Source organism: Streptomyces sp. NPDC037126, from assembly GCF_055605965.1.
Window position 1 is genome coordinate 167,288 of record NZ_JBVJTD010000007.1, and the last position, 16,054, is coordinate 183,341.

Below are 16,054 nucleotides of genomic sequence, written 5' to 3' on the forward strand. Positions count from 1 at the left end.
GTTCACCGGGCATAATTCATCAGTCGATGAATATTATACTCCCGGCGCGCCGACGGTTCGCAGGTCGCGGTGGATCGGCGTGCCGGAACCGGTCAGCGGGGCCCCGGTACCGCCCCGTCCGGCGGCGACGATCTCCGCCGCGATCGACAGCGCGGTCTCCTCGGGCGTACGGGCGCCGAGGTCGAGGCCGATCGGGGAGCGCAGCCGGGCCAGTTCCCGTTCGCTCACGCCCTCCGACCGCAGGCGCCGGTTGCGGTCCTCGTGGGTGCGGCGGGAGCCCATCGCACCGACGAACGCCACCGGCATGCCGAGGGCCGTCTTGAGCAGCGGGACGTCGAACTTGGCGTCGTGGGTGAGGACGCACAGGACGGTACGGGCGTCCGTCCCGGTGCCCCGCAGATAGCGGTGCGGCCAGTCGACGACCACCTCGTCGGCGTCGGGGAAGCGGGCCCGGGTGGCGAAGACGGGGCGGGCGTCGCAGACGGTCACGTGGTAGCCGAGGAACTTCCCGGCCCGCGCCAGCGCCGACGCGAAGTCGATGGCACCGAAGATGATCATGCGCGGGGGCGGCACGCTGGTCTCGACCAGCAGGGTGAGGCCCCCGGGGCAGCGCGAGCCGTCCGCCGAGAGCTCCACCGTGCCGGTGCGCCCCGCGTCCAGCAGGACGCGGGCCTCGGCCGCCGCCGTCCGGTCCAGCTCGGCGTGGCCGCCCAGCGTGCCCTCGTACTCGCCGTCCTGCCGCACCAGCAGGGCCCCGCCCAGGAGTTCGGCCGGGCCGCGGGCCACCCGGGCGAGGCCCGTGGGCCGGTCATCGGCGGCGGCCGTCACGGCCGCTCCGAGGACCGGCCGGGCGGACGCCCGGCCGGCCACCGGCGCGACCAGCACGTCGATCGTCCCGCCGCAGGTCAGCCCGACGGCGAAGGCGTCCTCGTCGCTGTAGCCGAACCGTTCCAGCACGCTCTCCCCGGTCCGCAGCGCCTCCTGGCACAGGTCGTACACCGCGCCCTCCACGCAGCCGCCGGAGACCGAGCCGATCACGGTGCCCGCGCGGTCGACGGCGAGGGCGGCGCCGGGACCGCGCGGTGCGCTGCCGCCGACGGCCACCACGGTGGCGACGGCGAAGTCCCGGCCCTCCTCGAACCACCGGCCCAGTTCTCCGGCCAGGTCAAGCATCCAGTGCTCCCTCCGCCGCCGACAGGACACGGTCCGGGCGGATGGGCAGGTCGCGGTGGCGTACGCCCGTGGCGTGCCAGACCGCGTTGGCGATGGCGGCCGCGGCGCCCACGATGCCCACCTCGCCGATGCCCTTGATCCCGACGGGGTCGTCCGGGTCCGTGTCGTCGATCCAGTCGGCCTCCACGTGCGGCACGTCCGCGTGGCTGGCCACGTGGTAACCCGCGAGATCGGCACCGACGTTGCCGCCGGAGGCGCGGTCCCGGAGCGCCTCCTCGTGCAGGGCCATGGAGATGCCCCAGATCATGCCGCCCACGAACTGGCTGCGCGCGGTGAGGGTGTTGACGATCCGCCCCGCCGCGAAGATCCCGAGCATGCGCCGCACCCGCACCTCGCCGGTGCCGGTGTCCACGGCCACCTCCGCGAACTGGGCGCCGAAGGAGTGGCGTTCGGCGGGAGCGAGCGCGCCGACGGCCTCGGTGGTGTCGGAGCGCACCGTGATGCCCTCCGGGGGGATGTCGCCGCTGAGGGCGAGCCTGTCGAGCAGTTCCCCGGCCGCGGCCGTGACGGCCCAGGACCAGGAGCGGGTGCCCATGGAACCGCCGGCGATCATCGCCGGGCCGAAGTCGCTGTCCCCGATGAGGACCCGCACGCGTTCCGGGGCGACGCGCAGCGCGTCGGCCGCGACGAGGGTGATCGCGGTACGGGCGCCGGTTCCGATGTCGGCCGCGGCGATCCGGACGGTGAAGCGGCCGTCCGGGTGGGCGGTCACGGTCGCCGTGGACGGCGCCGCGCCCGCCGGGAAGGAGGCCGCCGCCGTGCCGGTGCCGAGCAGCCAGCGGCCGTCGCGCCGCTGCCCGGGGCGCGGGTCACGGTCCGCCCAGCCGAACCTGCGGGCACCCTCCTGGAAGCAGGCGGCCAGATTGCGGCCGGCGAAGGGCAGGCCGGACACCGGTCCCCGGTCGGGTTCGTTGCGCAGACGCAGTTCGATCGGGTCGACACCGCACTTCTCGGCGAGTTCGTCGAGCGCCGCCTCCAGGGCGAAGGAGCCGGGTGCCTCGCCGGGGGCGCGCATGAACGTCGGGGTCGGCACGTCCAGCCGTACCACGTGGTTGGCGGTGTGGTGGGCCTCGGCGTCGTACATCACCCGTGCCACTCCGGCGCTGGGCTCGACGAACTCGTGCACGGTGGAGGTGACGTTGACGGAGCGGTGCTCCAGCGCGCGCAGCCGTCCGTCGGCATCGGCGCCGAGCCTGATCCGCTGGGTGGTCGGGCTGCGATAGCCGGTGACCGAGAACATCTGGCGGCGGGTCAGGACGACCCGCACCGGGCGCTGCAGGGCGGTCGCGGCCATGACCGCGGCCACCTGGTGGGCCCGCACGCCCTTGCCACCGAAGCCGCCACCGACGTGCTCGGAGCGCACGCGCACCGAGGCCGGGTCGAGCGAGAAGAGGTTGGCGAGTTCACCGATGATCCAGGTGGCGCCCTGGTTGGAGTCGACCACCTCGAGCCGGCCGCCGTCCCAGTGGGCGGCCGCGGCATGCGGCTCCATCGGATTGTGGTGCTCCTCGGGAGTGGTGTACTGGGCGTCCACGACGACCGCCGACGCGGCCAGTGCGGCGTCGAGGTCCCCCTTCTCCGTCACCGCGGGCATGTGGCCGTCCGCCGGGTACGCGTCCGCGCGACCCCCCGCGAAGTCGATGTCGTGGGGCTCCTGTTCGTAGTGCACCACGAGCGACTCGGCGGCCTCCCTGGCCTGTTCGGAGGTCTCCGCGACGACCAGTGCCACCGGCCAGCCCAGGTGCGGCACCCGGTCGTGCTGGAAGACGGCGCAGGTCGGGTCGGGGCGGGTGCCCAGCAGGGTGGTGTAGTCGGTGTTCAGGCGCGGGGCGTTGCGGTGGTCGAGCACGGCGAGGACACCCGGCATGGCGAGGACCTGGTCGGTGTCGAGGGCGCGGATCCGGCCGCGGGCGACCGTGGAGAGCACCAGCCAGCCGTGGGCGAGGTCGGCGAAGGGGATCTCGCCCGCGTAGCGGGCCGCCCCGGTGACCTTGTCCCTGCCCTCGACACGGGTGTGGGCGGTGCCGACGGAGGGCGTCCGCGTGGGCGTTCCGGTGGTGACGGTGGTCATCGTGCGGCCTCCTCGGCGAGTTCGGTGAGCACGGCCACGACGAGGTTGCGCATGAGGGGCACCTTGTATCCGTTGTGCGGCAGCGGGCGCGCCGCCGCCAGTTCGGCGTCGCCCGCGGCGGCCCAGGTCTCCGCACCGGCCGGCGCCCCGGTCAGGACGCGTTCGGCGGCTGTGGCCCGCCAGGGCCGGGAGGCGACGGCGCCGAAGGCCAGCCGCGCCTCACGTACGACGCCGTCGCGGACGTCGAGCGCGGCGGCGAGCGAGCCGATGGCGAAGGCGTACGACGCGCGCTCGCGCACCTTGCGGTAGCGGGAGTTGGCGGCGACGGGGGCGGGCGGCAGGACGACCGCGGTGATGAGCGCGCCCGGCGGCAGGGCGGTCTCGCGGTGCGGGGTGTCGCCGACGGGCAGGTAGAAGTCGCCGAGCGGCAGTTCGCCCGGCCCCTCGGCCGTCTCGAAGTGGACGACGGCGTCGAAGGCGGTGAGCGCCACGCCCATGTCCGAGGGGTGCACGGCCACGCAGTGGCCGGACGCGCCCAGGATGGCGTGGTTGTGGTGTTCGCCCTCGATGGCGGGGCAACCGCTGCCGGGGACACGCTTGTTGCAGGGCTGGGTGACGTCGGTGAAGTAGCCGCAGCGGGTGCGCTGGAGCAGGTTCCCGCCGACCGTCGCCATGTTGCGCAGCTGTCCGGAGGCGCCGGCCAGCACGGCCTGGGCCAGCGCCGGGTAGCGGCGCCGCACCTCCGGGTGGGCGGCCAGGTCGCCGTTGGTGACGGTGGCGCCGATGCGCAGGCCACCCCCGGGCACCGGCTGGATCTCGTCGAGCGGGAGTTCCCGGATGTCGACGAGCCGGGTGGGGCGCTCGACGCCCGCCTTCATCAGGTCGACGAGGTTCGTGCCGCCGCCGAGGAAGCGGGTGTCCGGATCGGCGCCGAGCAGCGCGACGGCTCCGGTGACATCGTGGGCCCGCTGGTAGCCGAACTCCCTCATGCCGCCGCCTCCTCGGACGTCACGCCACCGGTGGGCGCCGCGGCCGTCCGCGCTTCGGCCGCCCGGGCCACCGCCTCGACGATGGAGACGTAGGCGCTGCACCGGCACAGGTTGCCGCTCATGCGCTCGCGGATCTCCTCGGCGGTCAGCGGGGGTGGTCCCGCCTCGGGCCTTACGTCGTCGGTGACGGCGCTCGGCCAGCCCGCCGCGTGTTCCTCGATCGCCCCGATGGCCGAGCAGATCTGGCCAGGGGTGCAGTAGCCGCACTGGAACCCGTCCAGGTCGAGGAAGGCCTGCTGCACGGGGTGCAGCCGGTCACCGTCGGCGACCCCTTCGATGGTGGTGATCTCGCGGCCCTCGGCCGCCACGGCGAGCTGCAGGCAGGCGACGGCCCTGCGACCGTCGAGCAGGACCGTGCAGGCACCGCATTGCCCCTGGTCACAGCCCTTCTTGGTGCCGGTCAGAGCGAGGCGCTCACGGAGGGCGTCGAGCAGGGTGGTGCGGTGGTCGACGGGCAGTGTGAACTTCTCGCCGTTGATGTTCAGGGTGATGACACTGGACGTCGATGAGGCCATGAGGAGCTTCTTTCGCATTTCCAGGGCAGTTGGGGGGTGGTGCGGCGATCGTGGTGCTGGACGGTGTGGAAAGTGCGCCGTACGAGACTCTGCCGCACGAATGGGACGGACGCGCGGGATGCCTGGACAGAAGGCGGTGGCGGGCGACTGCCGAGGGTGCGCGTCCGCGGCTATCGTGGAGCCAACCGGACATCTGTCCACTACCTGAACAACGTAACGGACAGTTGTCCGCTTAGCAAGAGCGAGGTTCGGCCACGAACCCTCGAGGAGGACGAGTGCCGCAGATGAAGGACTCACCCCGGCGCTCGGACGCGCAGCGCAACCGTGAGCGCATCCTGGAGGTGGCACTCGCCGAGCTGTCGCGCTGCGCGGACGCCCCGTTGAGCGCCATCGCCAGGAAGGCGGGCGTCGGACAGGGCACCTTCTACCGCAACTTCCCCAATCGCGAGGCGCTCGTCCTGGAGATCTACCGCCACGAGATGCAGCAGGTCGCCGACAGCGCGGCCCGCCTGCTGGAGACGCGGGCGCCCGAGCAGGCCCTGCGCGCCTGGATGGACCGGCTCTCCGAGTTCGCGATGACCAAGGCCGGGCTCGCCGACGCGATCCGGCAGGTCACCAGCGCGCCGGGGAGCCCCGCCAAGCCGGCCCCGACACCGGTGTCCGACGCGGCGGGACTCCTGCTCCGCGCCAACGAGGAGGCCGGCACCATCCGGCCCGGCGTCACCGCGGACGACTTCCTGCTCGCCATCGCGGGCCTGTGGCAGCTCGACCCCCACGACGACTGGCAGCCACGCGCCACCCGGCTCCTCGACCTCGTCATGGACGCCCTGCGCACCGGCGCACCCGGCGCGCCCCTCCGCGGCGAGGGGGTCGCCGCACCGGGGGCCGACAGGTGACCAGGGAGTCGGCTCCCGCACGCGCCGCGTCCCCCTCGGCGACGAAGGCGTGACCGAGGCTGTTGCCGCCTCGCGACCCGCCACGTCACCGAGGCATCGACTCCCGCTCACCCGTGTCCCCCTCGGGACGAGGGTTGAGCAAGGGCGCCGCCGCGCGACAGGCGCCTCAGGCACGTCCCGCCCCCCGGCGCGAGGGGGCCCGGCGCATGACAGGGGCGTCGGCCGGAGCCCGCCACGTGACCGTGGCACCGCCTCGGGCACATCGTGCGATCACCTCCAGAGGGCGGGCGTGACGGGGTCCTTCATGTTTGTGGTCGCTCGGCGTGGCCCGGGCGGGCGGGTCCTGGATGCGGTCGGGCGGTAGCCTGCTCGTGAGGACAGCCATGACCGACGAGGTGCGCATCCGGCTTCTCGGCGGGTTCGCCGTGACGGTCGAGGACCGCCCGGTCGCCGCCGGGGCGTGGCGGCTGCGCAAGGCCCGGAGCCTGCTCAAACTGCTGTGCCTGGCACCGGGGCACCGGATGCACCGGGAACGGCTCTACGACGTGCTGTGGCCCGATCTCGACCGGACGGCCGCCGCCAACAACCTCCACCAGGTGCTGCACGCCGTACGCCGGGCGCTGGCCTCGGCGGGGGCACCGGACGAGGTCGTCGTGCTCCGCGACGACATGGTGCTGCTCGGGCCCGACGGCGGCGTACGGATCGACCTCGACGCGTTCGACGAGGCGGCCCGGGAGGCGGCGGAGGGCGGCGGAGCCGAGGCGCACCGGGCCGCGCTCGCCCTGGCCGGGCCCGGTCTGCTCCCGGAGGACCGGTACGAGCCCTGGGTGAGCGAGGCGGCCGAGGCGCTGGAGACCCGGCGCACGGAACTGCGTCTGCGGCTCGCCGAGGCGCTCGGCCACGAGGGCAGCACGGCGGAGGCCGTCGACGTGCTGCGGGCCCTGACCGCCGAGGACCCGCTGCACGAGCCCGGCCACCGGGCCCTGATGCGGATCCTGGCCGACGCCGGGCGGCGCCGGGAGGCGCTGGCAGGCTACGAGCGGCTGCGGGAGGCGCTGCGCGAGGACACCGGTGCCGACCCCGACCCGCAGACGCGCCGGCTCTACCGTGCCCTGCTCGCCGACTCCGTCGAGGCGCCGGAACAGCGGCGGGAGACCCCGCGGCACCATCTGCCCGCGCCGGCCACGGCCCTCATCGGCCGGGAACGCGAGATGGCCGAGGTGGAGCGGCTGCTGCGGCGGAGCCGACTGCTGACCCTCACCGGGGCCGGCGGCTGCGGCAAGACCCGTCTCGCGCTCGCGGTGGCGGCCGGGCACGGCGACGGCTTCCGGGACGGGGCGTGGTTCGTGGACCTGGCCGGGCTCGCGGAACCGGAGCTCGTCCCCGACGCGGTCGCCTCGGCCCTGGGGCTGTGCCTCCCGCCGTCCGGCGGTCGCCGTCCGGCGCTGGTGGCTCAGCTGGCCGGCCGGGAGCTGCTGCTGGTGCTGGACAACTGCGAGCACCTGGTCGACGCGTGTGCCGCCCTGGTCTCGGAGGTCGTCGCCGGCTGCCCGGACGTCCGTGTCCTCGCCACCAGCCGGGAACCGCTGCGCAGTTACGGCGAACGCACCTTCCGGGTGCCCTCACTGGAGCTGCCGGATCCGCACCGGCTGCCGCCCCTGCCGGACCTGGAACGCTTCGCCTCCGTACGGCTGTTCACGGAGCGCGCCGCCGACGCGGCCCCCGGCTTCCGGCTGACTGCGGGCAACGCGGCCGCGGTTGCGCAGATCTGTTTCCGGCTCGACGGTGTGCCGCTGGCCCTGGAGCTGGCGGCGGCCCGGGTGCCGATGCTGGCGCCGCGTCAGATCGCACAACGGCTGGACGACGCCCTCGCGTTGCTCAGCCGCGGCACCCGGCACGGCGCGACCCGGCAGGAGACGCTGCTGGCCACGCTGGAGTGGAGCCACCGGCTGCTGGACGAGGAGGAGCAGCGCCTGTTCCGCAGGCTCGCGGTCTTCACGGGCGGGTTCTCCCTCGCCGCGGCCGAGGAGATGTGCCCGGACGGCGGCCACGACGGCCCGGTGCTGGACATCCTCGGCAGACTCGCCGACAAGTCCCTGGTGTCGGTGGAGCCCCGGCAGGACGAGGTCCGCTACCGGCTGCTGGAGACGATCCGGCAGTACGCCCTGGACCGTCTGCGGGCCGCCGGGGAACTGGCGGACGCCGAGGCCCGGCACCGGCGTTTCTACCTGGCTCTCGCCGAGGCCGGGGACCGCGAACCGCCGACCGGGGTGTCGGGGGCGATGTCGCTGGAGCTGGAGGCCGACTACGGCAATCTGCGCGCCGCGCTGCGCTCCCTGCTGCGTCACGAGCCGGGCGACGCGCTGCGGTTGGCCGTCGCCCTGCGATCGTTCTGGCCCGAACGGGGGCGGCTCGCCGAGGGCCGCCGTTGGCTGGAGGACGCCCTGGCCGCGGCACCGGAACCCTCCCCGCAGCGGGCGAGGGCGCTGATGGGCCGCGCCGTGCTGGCGATCCGTCTGGGCGACGGCTCCCCGCTGGAGGACATCGCCGGGCAGATCGTCGCGATCCACGAGCGGCGGCCGGACCCGGCGGCGCTGGCGCAGGCCCGCTGTCAGCAGGCGGTCCTGCTCTGGATGCGCGGTGCCTGGGACCGTGCCCGCACCGCCCTCGACCTGACCCGCGCCCTGGCGGGTGAGGCGGGCGAGCCCGCGGTCCTGGCCTGCGCCGCGCTTCTCGAGGGGGTCTGGGCCGTCTGCCGCGGCGAAGGCCCGAGCGCGAGGGAGGCCTTCGGGGAGTGCCTGCGGCTACTGGACGGCGTCGGGGCCGACCGTGGGCCGTTCTTCCCGGTCCTGACGCCGGGTTACGCGGTCGAGGCCGGGGAGGCGGCGGGGCAGGTGTCGCTGTTCTTCGAGGAGACGGTGCTGGCCGGGCGCACGGTCGGCGCGTCCCGGGCCCGCGGTTACGCCCTGGCCGACCTCGCGTGGGCGAGCCGTCTCGACGGCGACACCGGCGCCGCGGTCCAGGCGGCGGAGCGCGGCGTCGACTGCTTCCGTGCCCTGGCCGACCCGCACGGCGAGTCCCTGGCCCTGAACGTCCTCGGCAACGTCCACCGCAGCCGCGGCGACCACGACACGGCGAGGAAGTACCTCGACACGGCGCTGGCGACGAGGCGGGGGCTCGGCGACCGCCGGGAGGAGGGCATCACGCTCGGCTGCCTGGGCCTGCTCGACCTCGCGGCGGGTGACACCGACGGTGCCGAGGCGGCCGTGGCCCGTGCCCTCTCGGGCTTCGAGGAGACCGACGACATCCCCGGCACCGCCAACAGCCTGCTCCACCTGGCGCTCGTCGCCCGGGCCACCGGTGACCCGGAGCGCGCCCGGGCCCTGCTGACCCGCGCCCAGTGCCTGGAGGACGTGGCCGGGTCGCGCCCGGCCGCCGGCTGGGTCGCGATGATGCTGGCGCAGCTGCTGGGGCGCGGCGGCGAGCCCGAGGCCGCCGGGGAGGCCGCGGCCCGGGCGGACGCGCTCTTCGCCGGGTTCGGGGACCGCCGCGGCCGGGCCGTCCTGCAGCGCTCGGCGCCGGGCGGGGCCGACGGCAAAGCGGCTGCTGAGTGAGTGCTAAGAGGCGCTGCCTAGCGTCCTGGGTGTCGTAAAAAGCACTCATGGCAAGGAGCCGACCATGTCGATCGACACGGCCAAGGCCGTCCTGGGAGACGCCACCGTCGCCGAGCTGGAGGCGGGCCTGCGCGGCACCGTCGTCCGTCCCGGCGACGCCGAATACGACCGGGCCCGCGCCGTCTGGAACGGGGCCCACGACAAACACCCCGCGCTCGTCGTGCGCTGCGCCGGGACGGCGGACGTGGTCCGCGCCGTCGAGTTCGCACGCAGCCAGGATCTGCTCGTCGCGGTGCGCGGCGGCGCGCACAGCATCGCCGGGTTCTCGACCTGCGAGGACGGCATCGTCATCGACCTGTCGCCCATGAAGGGCGCGATCGTCGATCCGGTACGGCGCCGGGTCGTCGCCCAGGCGGGCATGACCTGGGGCGACCTCGACCACGAGACACAGGCGTTCGGCCTCGCCGTGACCGGTGGTCTGGTGTCGAGCACCGGCATCTCCGGCTTCACGCTCGGCGGCGGGGTGGGCTGGCTGCTGCGCCGCCACGGCCTGGCCTCCGACAACCTGACGGCGGCCGAGGTGGTCACGGCGGACGGCCGCGTGGTGCGCGCGGACGCGCGGAACCACTCCGAGCTGTTCTGGGCCCTGCGGGGCGGTGGCGGCAACTTCGGTGTCGTGACCTCGCTCGAGTACCAGCTGCATCCGGTCGGGCCACAGGTCCTCGCCGGGCTGATCGTCTATCCGCTCGAGGAGGCCCGGCAGGTGGTCGGGCGCTGGCGCGAGCTGACCGGCGACATGCCCGACGAACTGACCACGCTGGTCAACCTGACGACGGCCCCTCCCCTGCCGTTCCTGCCCACGGAGGTCCACGGCACCCGCGTGGCCGTCGTGCTCGGCATGTACGCGGGCGACCCCGCGACCGGCGAGTCCGCCGTGGCCCCGCTGCGCACGCTGGGAACGCCCATCGCCGACGTCCTGGGACCGATGCCCTACACGGCGATGCAGTCGCTCATCGACCCGCTGTGGTCGGCCGGATACCACAACTACTTCACGTCGGCGTTCATCGACCCGTCCGACGCCGCCCTCGACGCCGTCCTCAAGCACCACCTGGCCACGCCCACCCCCTTCAGCGAACTGCATCTGCACCAGCTGGGCGGCGCCTTCGCCCGGGTCCCCGCCGAGGAGACGGCGTTCAGCCAGCGGAGCGCGGGCGTGCTGTGCAACGTGATCGCCCGTTCTCCCGACCCGGCGGGCTTCGACCGGCACGTCGCCTGGGCCCGTGAGGCCCGCCGGGACATCGCGCGCCACGGCGACGGTGCCATGTACGTCAACTTCACCGGCGACGCCGCCGAGGACAAGGTGCGCTCGTCGTACCCCGAGGCGGTGCACGCACGGCTCGTGCGGGCCAAGGACGCCTACGACCCCACGAACATGTTCCGCCTGAACCAGAACATCCGTCCTTCGGCCGCGGCATGACCCGTCGCAGAATTACCGGCGGCCGATGATGGCATGGCTCATTTCGGGGCACCCGGTGAAACAGGAGCGTTTCGTCAACAGGAGGCGCATCATGATCGCCCTCGGTGTCATCCTTCTCATCATCGGTTTCCTCACCGGGATATCCATCCTGTGGACCATCGGCATCATCCTGCTGGTGGTCGGCGCGATTCTGTGGATCCTGGGGTCGATGGGCCACGCGGTCGCCGGCCGCCGGCACTATTGGTGAGCTTCCCGCCCAAGTCGCCCTCCTGGCCGCCGTGGTGACCCTCCGGGCTCGTGTCCGGGACACGCCGGTACGGGCGCGCGGTGTTCCCGCACCGGCCGCGGACGTGGGCCGCCGGCCACGGCGACCGTCTGCCGCCACCGGCGTCAGGTGACCTTCGGGCCACCGGCGCCGGCGGCGGTCGTCACGCAGGGCTCGGGCCTTGGACACTCGAACGGCCCTCGCCGCTGGGCGGAACATGCCGCTGAGTGGAGCAATCACCGGTGTGCCGGGGGCAGGCCCACCAGGCTGGATTCCTTGTCAGGGTCGTGTGACAGGAGTCCGTGTGCCAAGACCACGTCGCAAACCGGAGGTCGGTACCGCGCTGCGGGCCGGTCCGTCGGCCCCTCCGGCTTGGCTTCGCTGGCTCCCGGTCTTGTACGTGGTGGGCGTCCTGATCCTCGAACCCATCACGCCCGTCGACTGGCCGGTGAGCTTCCTCCTGGTCGCCCTGCCCCTGGTGACCGCCTTCGCGCACGAGCCCCTCGTCGTCGCGGGCGCGACCATCTTCGCGGTGCTCTTCGAGGGAGTGCTGGCGGGCACCCCGTGCTGTGCGGGCCGGACCGTCGGCTATCTGTGGGACCGCCACTACGTGGCCGACTACGTCTGTACGGCCCTGGTGGGGGCCCTCGGCGCGATCCTCGCGGCCCACCGGATGCGCCGTGAGCGCACCCTGGCCGACGTACGGTTCGTGGCCGAGATCGCGCAGCGCGTCCTGCTCCGGCCGGTGCCGCACCGGATCGGCAACCTCCTGCTGGAGAGCCTCTACCTGTCCGCCTCGGCCGAGGCGCGGATCGGCGGTGACCTCTACGAGGCCGTTCCCACCAGGTACGGCGTCCGGCTGCTCATCGGCGATGTCCGCGGCAAGGGCCTGCTCGCGGTCGAGACCGCCGCCGCACTGCTGGGCGCGTTCCGTGAGGCCGCGCACGACGAGCCCGATCTCGCCGCGCTGACGGACCGTATGGAGACGAGCATGAGCCGCAGGGCGACGCAACTCGGCGGCGACGAGACGAGCGAGCGGTTCATCACCGCGGTCTTCGCCGAGATCCCCGCCGACGGCCATGTCGTCCGCGTCGTCAACTGCGGCCATCCGCCCCCGCTGCTCATCCGCCGCGAGGAAGTGCTCGAACTGGACAGCGGGCGCCCGGCTCCGCCGCTGAACCTCGGGATGCTGGCCGGGGAGGCGTACCACGTCGACAGTTACCCGTTCCGTCCCGGTGAACAGCTGCTGCTGTACACCGACGGCGTCACGGAGACGCGGGACGCCTCCGGCGCCTTCTACCCCCTTGCCGAGCGCCTGCGTTCCTGGCGTTCCCTGGCCCCCCACGACCTTCTGGAGCAGCTCCACGACGACCTGTTGGAGTACAGCCGCGAAGGCCTGCAGGACGACACGGCGGCGCTCGCCGCCTGCCTGCTCGCCGACCAGCCGGGCGAGCCGCCGGCGGCTCGCTGACGGCCGGCCTCAGAAGGCGGAGTGTGCGAACCAGAGGTCGAGGGTCCCGGTCTGCCCGGACACGGAGAAGGCGGAGTCCGAGAAGGAGCGGCGCCCGTAGAGCAGCAGCAGGAGGTCCGCCGCCCGGCCGCTGACCTCCGCCGTGGGCGCCCCGGCCTCCGCGGCCCCGCCGTCCGCCGGGGGAAGCAGGCGGAAGGCGTCCGGGTCGAGTCGCACCCGCCACTCGTCACCGCGGTCCACCGCCCGGAACGCGATGGTCTCGCCGGTGCCGCGCAGCTTCTCCACACCCGGAGCGAAGAGTCCCGCGTACGGCAGGTTGACGAGGAACTCGTCCACCCCGTCGGCCGCAAGCACGGGGTCGATGTCCGCCGTGCGGCCGACCGCGGACTCCGCGTCCACCCGGTGCACCAGCGTCTCGAAGAGCATCCGGCGGGCCCAGAACCGGGCGTGCTGGTCCTCGCCCCAGGCCCACATCGCCGCCCCGGGGTCGGTGTCGCGCAGCACGGCCGCCACGGCGGCCGCCCCCGACGCCACCCAGTCGGCGTAGTCCCGCACGTCCTCCGGCAGGCCGAGGTCCACGTCGCGGCTGCGCGGAGGCTCCTGCACCAGGCGGGTCAGCAGGGTGGAGAACCAGCGCTGCAGCGCCCCCACGTGCCGGGTGAGGTCGGCGAGCGTCCAGTCGGGGCAGCAGGGCACCGTGCTCGCGGGGTCGGCGTCCCGGACCGCGTCGGCGAAGCGCAGGGTCTCGCGTTCGACGGCCGCACGGTAGGTGTCGTACGGCAGGGGGTGCCCCGCTCTGTGTGTCGCTGCCATCGTGTGCCGCCATTCCTGTTCCTCGGCCCGGTTCCGGTCCCGGCCAGTGTGGACGCTGGAGTGCGCTCGAAGGCAAATCGAGGGGGGCGGTGCGGTGCTCCGGCGGCTCAGGGCATCTCCTGTTCGGCCCAGATGACCTTGCCCTCGTCGGTGTACCGGGCACCCCAGCGATGGGAGAGCTGGGCGACCAGGAACAGTCCGCGGCCGCCCTCGTCCGTGCTCCGGGCGTGCCTGAGCCGGGGGGCGGTGCTGCTGGCGTCGGCGACCTCGCAGGTCAGGCGGGAGTCGCGGAGGAGCCGCAGCCGGATGGGCGGGGCGGCGTAGCGGATCGCGTTGGTGACGAGTTCGCTCACGAGGAGTTCCGTCGTCATGGCCAGCTCCCCGAGCCCCCACTCCGCCACCTGGCGCGTGGCCAGGGCCCGGACCTCACCGACGGCGGCCGGGTCGGCGGGGACGTCCCAGGAGACGACGTGGCCGGCTCCCAGGGCGTGCGTGCGGGCCAGCAGGAAGGCGATGTCGTCGGGTTGCGGCGCGGGGACGAGCCGCCGCACGGCGGAGGTGCAGAGCACGTTCAGGTCCGGCTCGGCGCGGGCGAGGATGTCCGCGAGCCGGGTCATGCCGCGCTCGATGTCCTCGCATCCCTCGATGAGGCCGTTGGTGTAGAGGCCGAGCAGGCTGTTCTCGGGCAGCTCGATCTCGGCGGCCTCGAACGCCAGTCCGCCCAGTCCGAGCGGGGGCCCGGCGGGGATCTCCGGGAAGTGGGCGTGCCCGTCCGGTGCGACGACCACGGGCGGCGGGTGGCCGGCCCGGGCCATCGCGCACCGCCTGGTGACCGGGTCGTAGACGGCGTAGAGGCAGGTCGCGCCGATGAAGGTGGCCGTGCTGCGGGTGTCCGTCCCGGCGGCGGCCTCCTCGGCGCTGAGCCGGAGCACGAGGTCGTCGAGGTGGGCGAGCAGTTCATCGGGGGGCAGCTCCATGTCGGCCAGGGTCTGCACGGCGGTGCGCAGCCGCCCCATGCTCGCCGCCGCGCTGATGCCGTGGCCCACCACGTCCCCGACCACGAGGCCGACCCGCGCCCCGGACAGGGGGATCACGTCGAACCAGTCGCCGCCGACCCCGCCCGCCGGGTCGGCCGGCAGGTACGAGGAGGCCACCTCCAGGGCGCTGCCGCCCATGAGAGCGGGGGGCAGCAGGCTGCGCTGCAGGGTGACGGCCGCCGTGTGCTCCCTGGTGTAGCGGCGGGCGTTGTCGACGCACACCGCCGCCCGCGCGACCAGTTCCCTGGCCAGCAGGACGTCGTCGGGCCCGAAGGAGACCGGGTTGACCGTGCGGGCGAAGGTGGTGAGGCCGAGGGCGGTGTTCCGCGCCCGCATCGGCACGGCGATCAGCGAGTGCATCCCGAACTCACGGATGCGCGCGGCGCGCAGCGGGTGCGCAGCGACCCAGAGGCCCTCCGACGGGTCCAGGACCGGGACGAGCAGCGGCTCGCCCTTGATGAGCATGTCCACATCGTGGGGTGACGGCAGGAAGCCGACCCTGTCGCCGACCCCGGACACGGCCTCGGGACAGCCCTCGCGCACCGAACTCATCGCGGCGCGGCGCATCACCGGCCGGACGGGTGCGGGCCCCGCGTCGGTCAGCCACGCTCCGTGGCCCTCGCTGCTGAGCACGGGTTCCAGCAGGTCCACGACGACGAAGTCCGCGAAGCGGGGGACGGCGAAGCCGGCGAGCTCCTCCGCCGTGCGCACCACGTCGAGCGTGGTGCCGATGCTGGTGCCGGCCTCGTTGACCAGTGACAGCAGCTGGCGGGCGGTCCACCGCTCGGTGACGTCCAGGACCATGTAGCAGACGCCGGTGATGGCGGAGCCGGCGTCCACCAGGGGGAAGAACGACGTCGAGAAGGCGTGCCGGCGGTGCGGGTCGGCCCAGCTCCATCCCACGTACTCGTAGTCGGTCACCGGCATCCCGGTCGCGAGGACCTTGCGCATCAGCCCTTCCAGGGCCTCGGCCTGGAGCCCCGGCAGCAGGTCGCTCAGGCGCCGCCCCAGCCGCTCCTCCCGGGGCACCCCGCCGATCTGCTCCAGGGTGTCGTTCAGCCAGACGTAGCGCAGATCGGGGTCCATGACGGCCATGCCGACCGGTGAGCGGGTGAGGAACCCGTCGAGGACGGACTGGCCCATCGTCCACTGCTGCCGCTGCTCGCGTGCCGACATGAGGAAGCACTCGTGTCCACCGAGGCGGAAGGAGGGCGAGACCCGCAGTTCGACGTCGCAGCCGCGGCCGTCCCGGTGGCGGGCGCGGATGTGCCCGCTCCAGCCGTTCCCGGCGCGGCAGCGCTCCGCGATGGCGCTCACCCGGCTGGGGTCCTCGGGCATGGCCAGCAGGCGTGCGGCGGAGCCGCCGACGACCTCCGGTGCGGGGTAGCCGAGCAGCGTTTCGGCGCTCCGGGTCCAGGCGACCACGACGCCGTCTTCCGATATCACCGCCGCCGCGTCACCGGACGCGTCGAAGAGCTGCCCCGATCCCCCGGACGTGGATGCGGCGATACCCTCTCGCGCAGGTTCCATCAATTCCACCTTTACACCACTATCGTGCTGTTAAACCGTCCGCTTCGCACGGGTCCGGGGTGCAGCGGCCCCACGGGTTGGGC

General features: G+C 73.8%; 11 protein-coding genes. 5 read left to right on the forward strand and 6 right to left on the reverse strand.

The window, feature by feature from the left end:
- Window positions 1–33: 33 nt before the first annotated feature.
- The 4 genes from ACZ7FF_RS18350 to ACZ7FF_RS18365 are packed head-to-tail and all read right to left on the reverse strand — an operon-like array spanning window position 34 to window position 4,868.
- The gene (locus ACZ7FF_RS18350; protein WP_470813245.1) at window positions 34–1,173 is read right to left on the reverse strand and encodes an XdhC family protein; all 1,140 of its coding nucleotides are present in this window, start codon (window positions 1,171–1,173) and stop codon (window positions 34–36) included.
- Window positions 1,166–3,304, reverse strand: a complete 2,139-nt coding sequence (locus ACZ7FF_RS18355) for a xanthine dehydrogenase family protein molybdopterin-binding subunit (RefSeq protein ID WP_470813246.1) — start codon at window positions 3,302–3,304, stop codon at window positions 1,166–1,168. Before ACZ7FF_RS18355 ends, ACZ7FF_RS18350 begins: the two co-directional genes overlap by 8 nt.
- Complete coding sequence (locus tag ACZ7FF_RS18360; RefSeq protein WP_470813247.1) at window positions 3,301–4,293, reverse strand: FAD binding domain-containing protein; 993 nt, start codon at window positions 4,291–4,293, stop codon at window positions 3,301–3,303. Before ACZ7FF_RS18360 ends, ACZ7FF_RS18355 begins: the two co-directional genes overlap by 4 nt.
- Window positions 4,290–4,868, reverse strand: coding sequence for a (2Fe-2S)-binding protein (locus ACZ7FF_RS18365; protein WP_470813248.1), 579 nt, complete (start codon window positions 4,866–4,868; stop codon window positions 4,290–4,292). The genes ACZ7FF_RS18360 and ACZ7FF_RS18365 overlap by 4 nt, the downstream gene beginning before the upstream one ends.
- A gap of 284 nt (window positions 4,869–5,152) precedes the next feature.
- Here ACZ7FF_RS18365 and ACZ7FF_RS18370 point away from each other — a divergent pair, with 284 nt between their 5' ends.
- From ACZ7FF_RS18370 to ACZ7FF_RS18390, 5 genes are all read left to right on the forward strand, one after another.
- Complete coding sequence (locus ACZ7FF_RS18370; RefSeq protein ID WP_470813249.1) at window positions 5,153–5,764, forward strand: TetR/AcrR family transcriptional regulator; 612 nt, start codon at window positions 5,153–5,155, stop codon at window positions 5,762–5,764.
- A 383-nt stretch (window positions 5,765–6,147) separates the two neighbouring features.
- The gene (locus ACZ7FF_RS18375) at window positions 6,148–9,378 is read left to right on the forward strand and encodes a BTAD domain-containing putative transcriptional regulator (protein WP_470813250.1); all 3,231 of its coding nucleotides are present in this window, start codon (window positions 6,148–6,150) and stop codon (window positions 9,376–9,378) included.
- A 64-nt stretch (window positions 9,379–9,442) separates the two neighbouring features.
- Window positions 9,443–10,855, forward strand: coding sequence for an FAD-binding oxidoreductase (locus tag ACZ7FF_RS18380; RefSeq protein WP_470813251.1), 1,413 nt, complete (start codon window positions 9,443–9,445; stop codon window positions 10,853–10,855).
- A 91-nt stretch (window positions 10,856–10,946) separates the two neighbouring features.
- Window positions 10,947–11,102: a DUF6131 family protein gene (locus tag ACZ7FF_RS18385; RefSeq protein ID WP_470813252.1), complete on the forward strand. Its 156-nt coding sequence runs from the start codon at window positions 10,947–10,949 to the stop codon at window positions 11,100–11,102.
- Between the two features lie 418 nt (window positions 11,103–11,520).
- Complete coding sequence (locus ACZ7FF_RS18390; protein WP_470813253.1) at window positions 11,521–12,591, forward strand: PP2C family protein-serine/threonine phosphatase; 1,071 nt, start codon at window positions 11,521–11,523, stop codon at window positions 12,589–12,591.
- A 9-nt stretch (window positions 12,592–12,600) separates the two neighbouring features.
- Here ACZ7FF_RS18390 and ACZ7FF_RS18395 read toward each other — a convergent pair whose 3' ends face one another.
- Window positions 12,601–13,404 carry a maleylpyruvate isomerase family mycothiol-dependent enzyme gene (locus ACZ7FF_RS18395; protein ID WP_470813254.1) on the reverse strand — a complete coding sequence of 268 codons (804 nt, stop codon included), beginning with the start codon at window positions 13,402–13,404 and terminating at the stop codon, window positions 12,601–12,603.
- 107 nt (window positions 13,405–13,511) lie between these two features.
- Window positions 13,512–15,971 carry a SpoIIE family protein phosphatase gene (locus tag ACZ7FF_RS18400; protein WP_470813255.1) on the reverse strand — a complete coding sequence of 820 codons (2,460 nt, stop codon included), beginning with the start codon at window positions 15,969–15,971 and terminating at the stop codon, window positions 13,512–13,514.
- Window positions 15,972–16,054 lie beyond the last annotated feature (83 nt).

Excerpts from the sequence above, each read along its gene's own strand:
- ACZ7FF_RS18350 (WP_470813245.1), bottom strand. The coding sequence starts at position 1,173 with ATGCTTGACCTGGCCGGAGAACTGGGCCGGTGGTTCGAGGAGGGCCGG.
- ACZ7FF_RS18355 (WP_470813246.1), bottom strand. The coding sequence starts at position 3,304 with ATGACCACCGTCACCACCGGAACGCCCACGCGGACGCCCTCCGTCGGC.
- ACZ7FF_RS18360 (WP_470813247.1), bottom strand. The coding sequence starts at position 4,293 with ATGAGGGAGTTCGGCTACCAGCGGGCCCACGATGTCACCGGAGCCGTC.
- ACZ7FF_RS18365 (WP_470813248.1), bottom strand. The coding sequence starts at position 4,868 with ATGGCCTCATCGACGTCCAGTGTCATCACCCTGAACATCAACGGCGAG.
- ACZ7FF_RS18370 (WP_470813249.1), top strand. The coding sequence starts at position 5,153 with ATGAAGGACTCACCCCGGCGCTCGGACGCGCAGCGCAACCGTGAGCGC.
- ACZ7FF_RS18375 (WP_470813250.1), top strand. The coding sequence starts at position 6,148 with ATGACCGACGAGGTGCGCATCCGGCTTCTCGGCGGGTTCGCCGTGACG.
- ACZ7FF_RS18380 (WP_470813251.1), top strand. The coding sequence starts at position 9,443 with ATGTCGATCGACACGGCCAAGGCCGTCCTGGGAGACGCCACCGTCGCC.
- ACZ7FF_RS18385 (WP_470813252.1), top strand. The coding sequence starts at position 10,947 with ATGATCGCCCTCGGTGTCATCCTTCTCATCATCGGTTTCCTCACCGGG.
- ACZ7FF_RS18395 (WP_470813254.1), bottom strand. The coding sequence starts at position 13,404 with ATGGCAGCGACACACAGAGCGGGGCACCCCCTGCCGTACGACACCTAC.
- ACZ7FF_RS18400 (WP_470813255.1), bottom strand. The coding sequence starts at position 15,971 with ATGGAACCTGCGCGAGAGGGTATCGCCGCATCCACGTCCGGGGGATCG.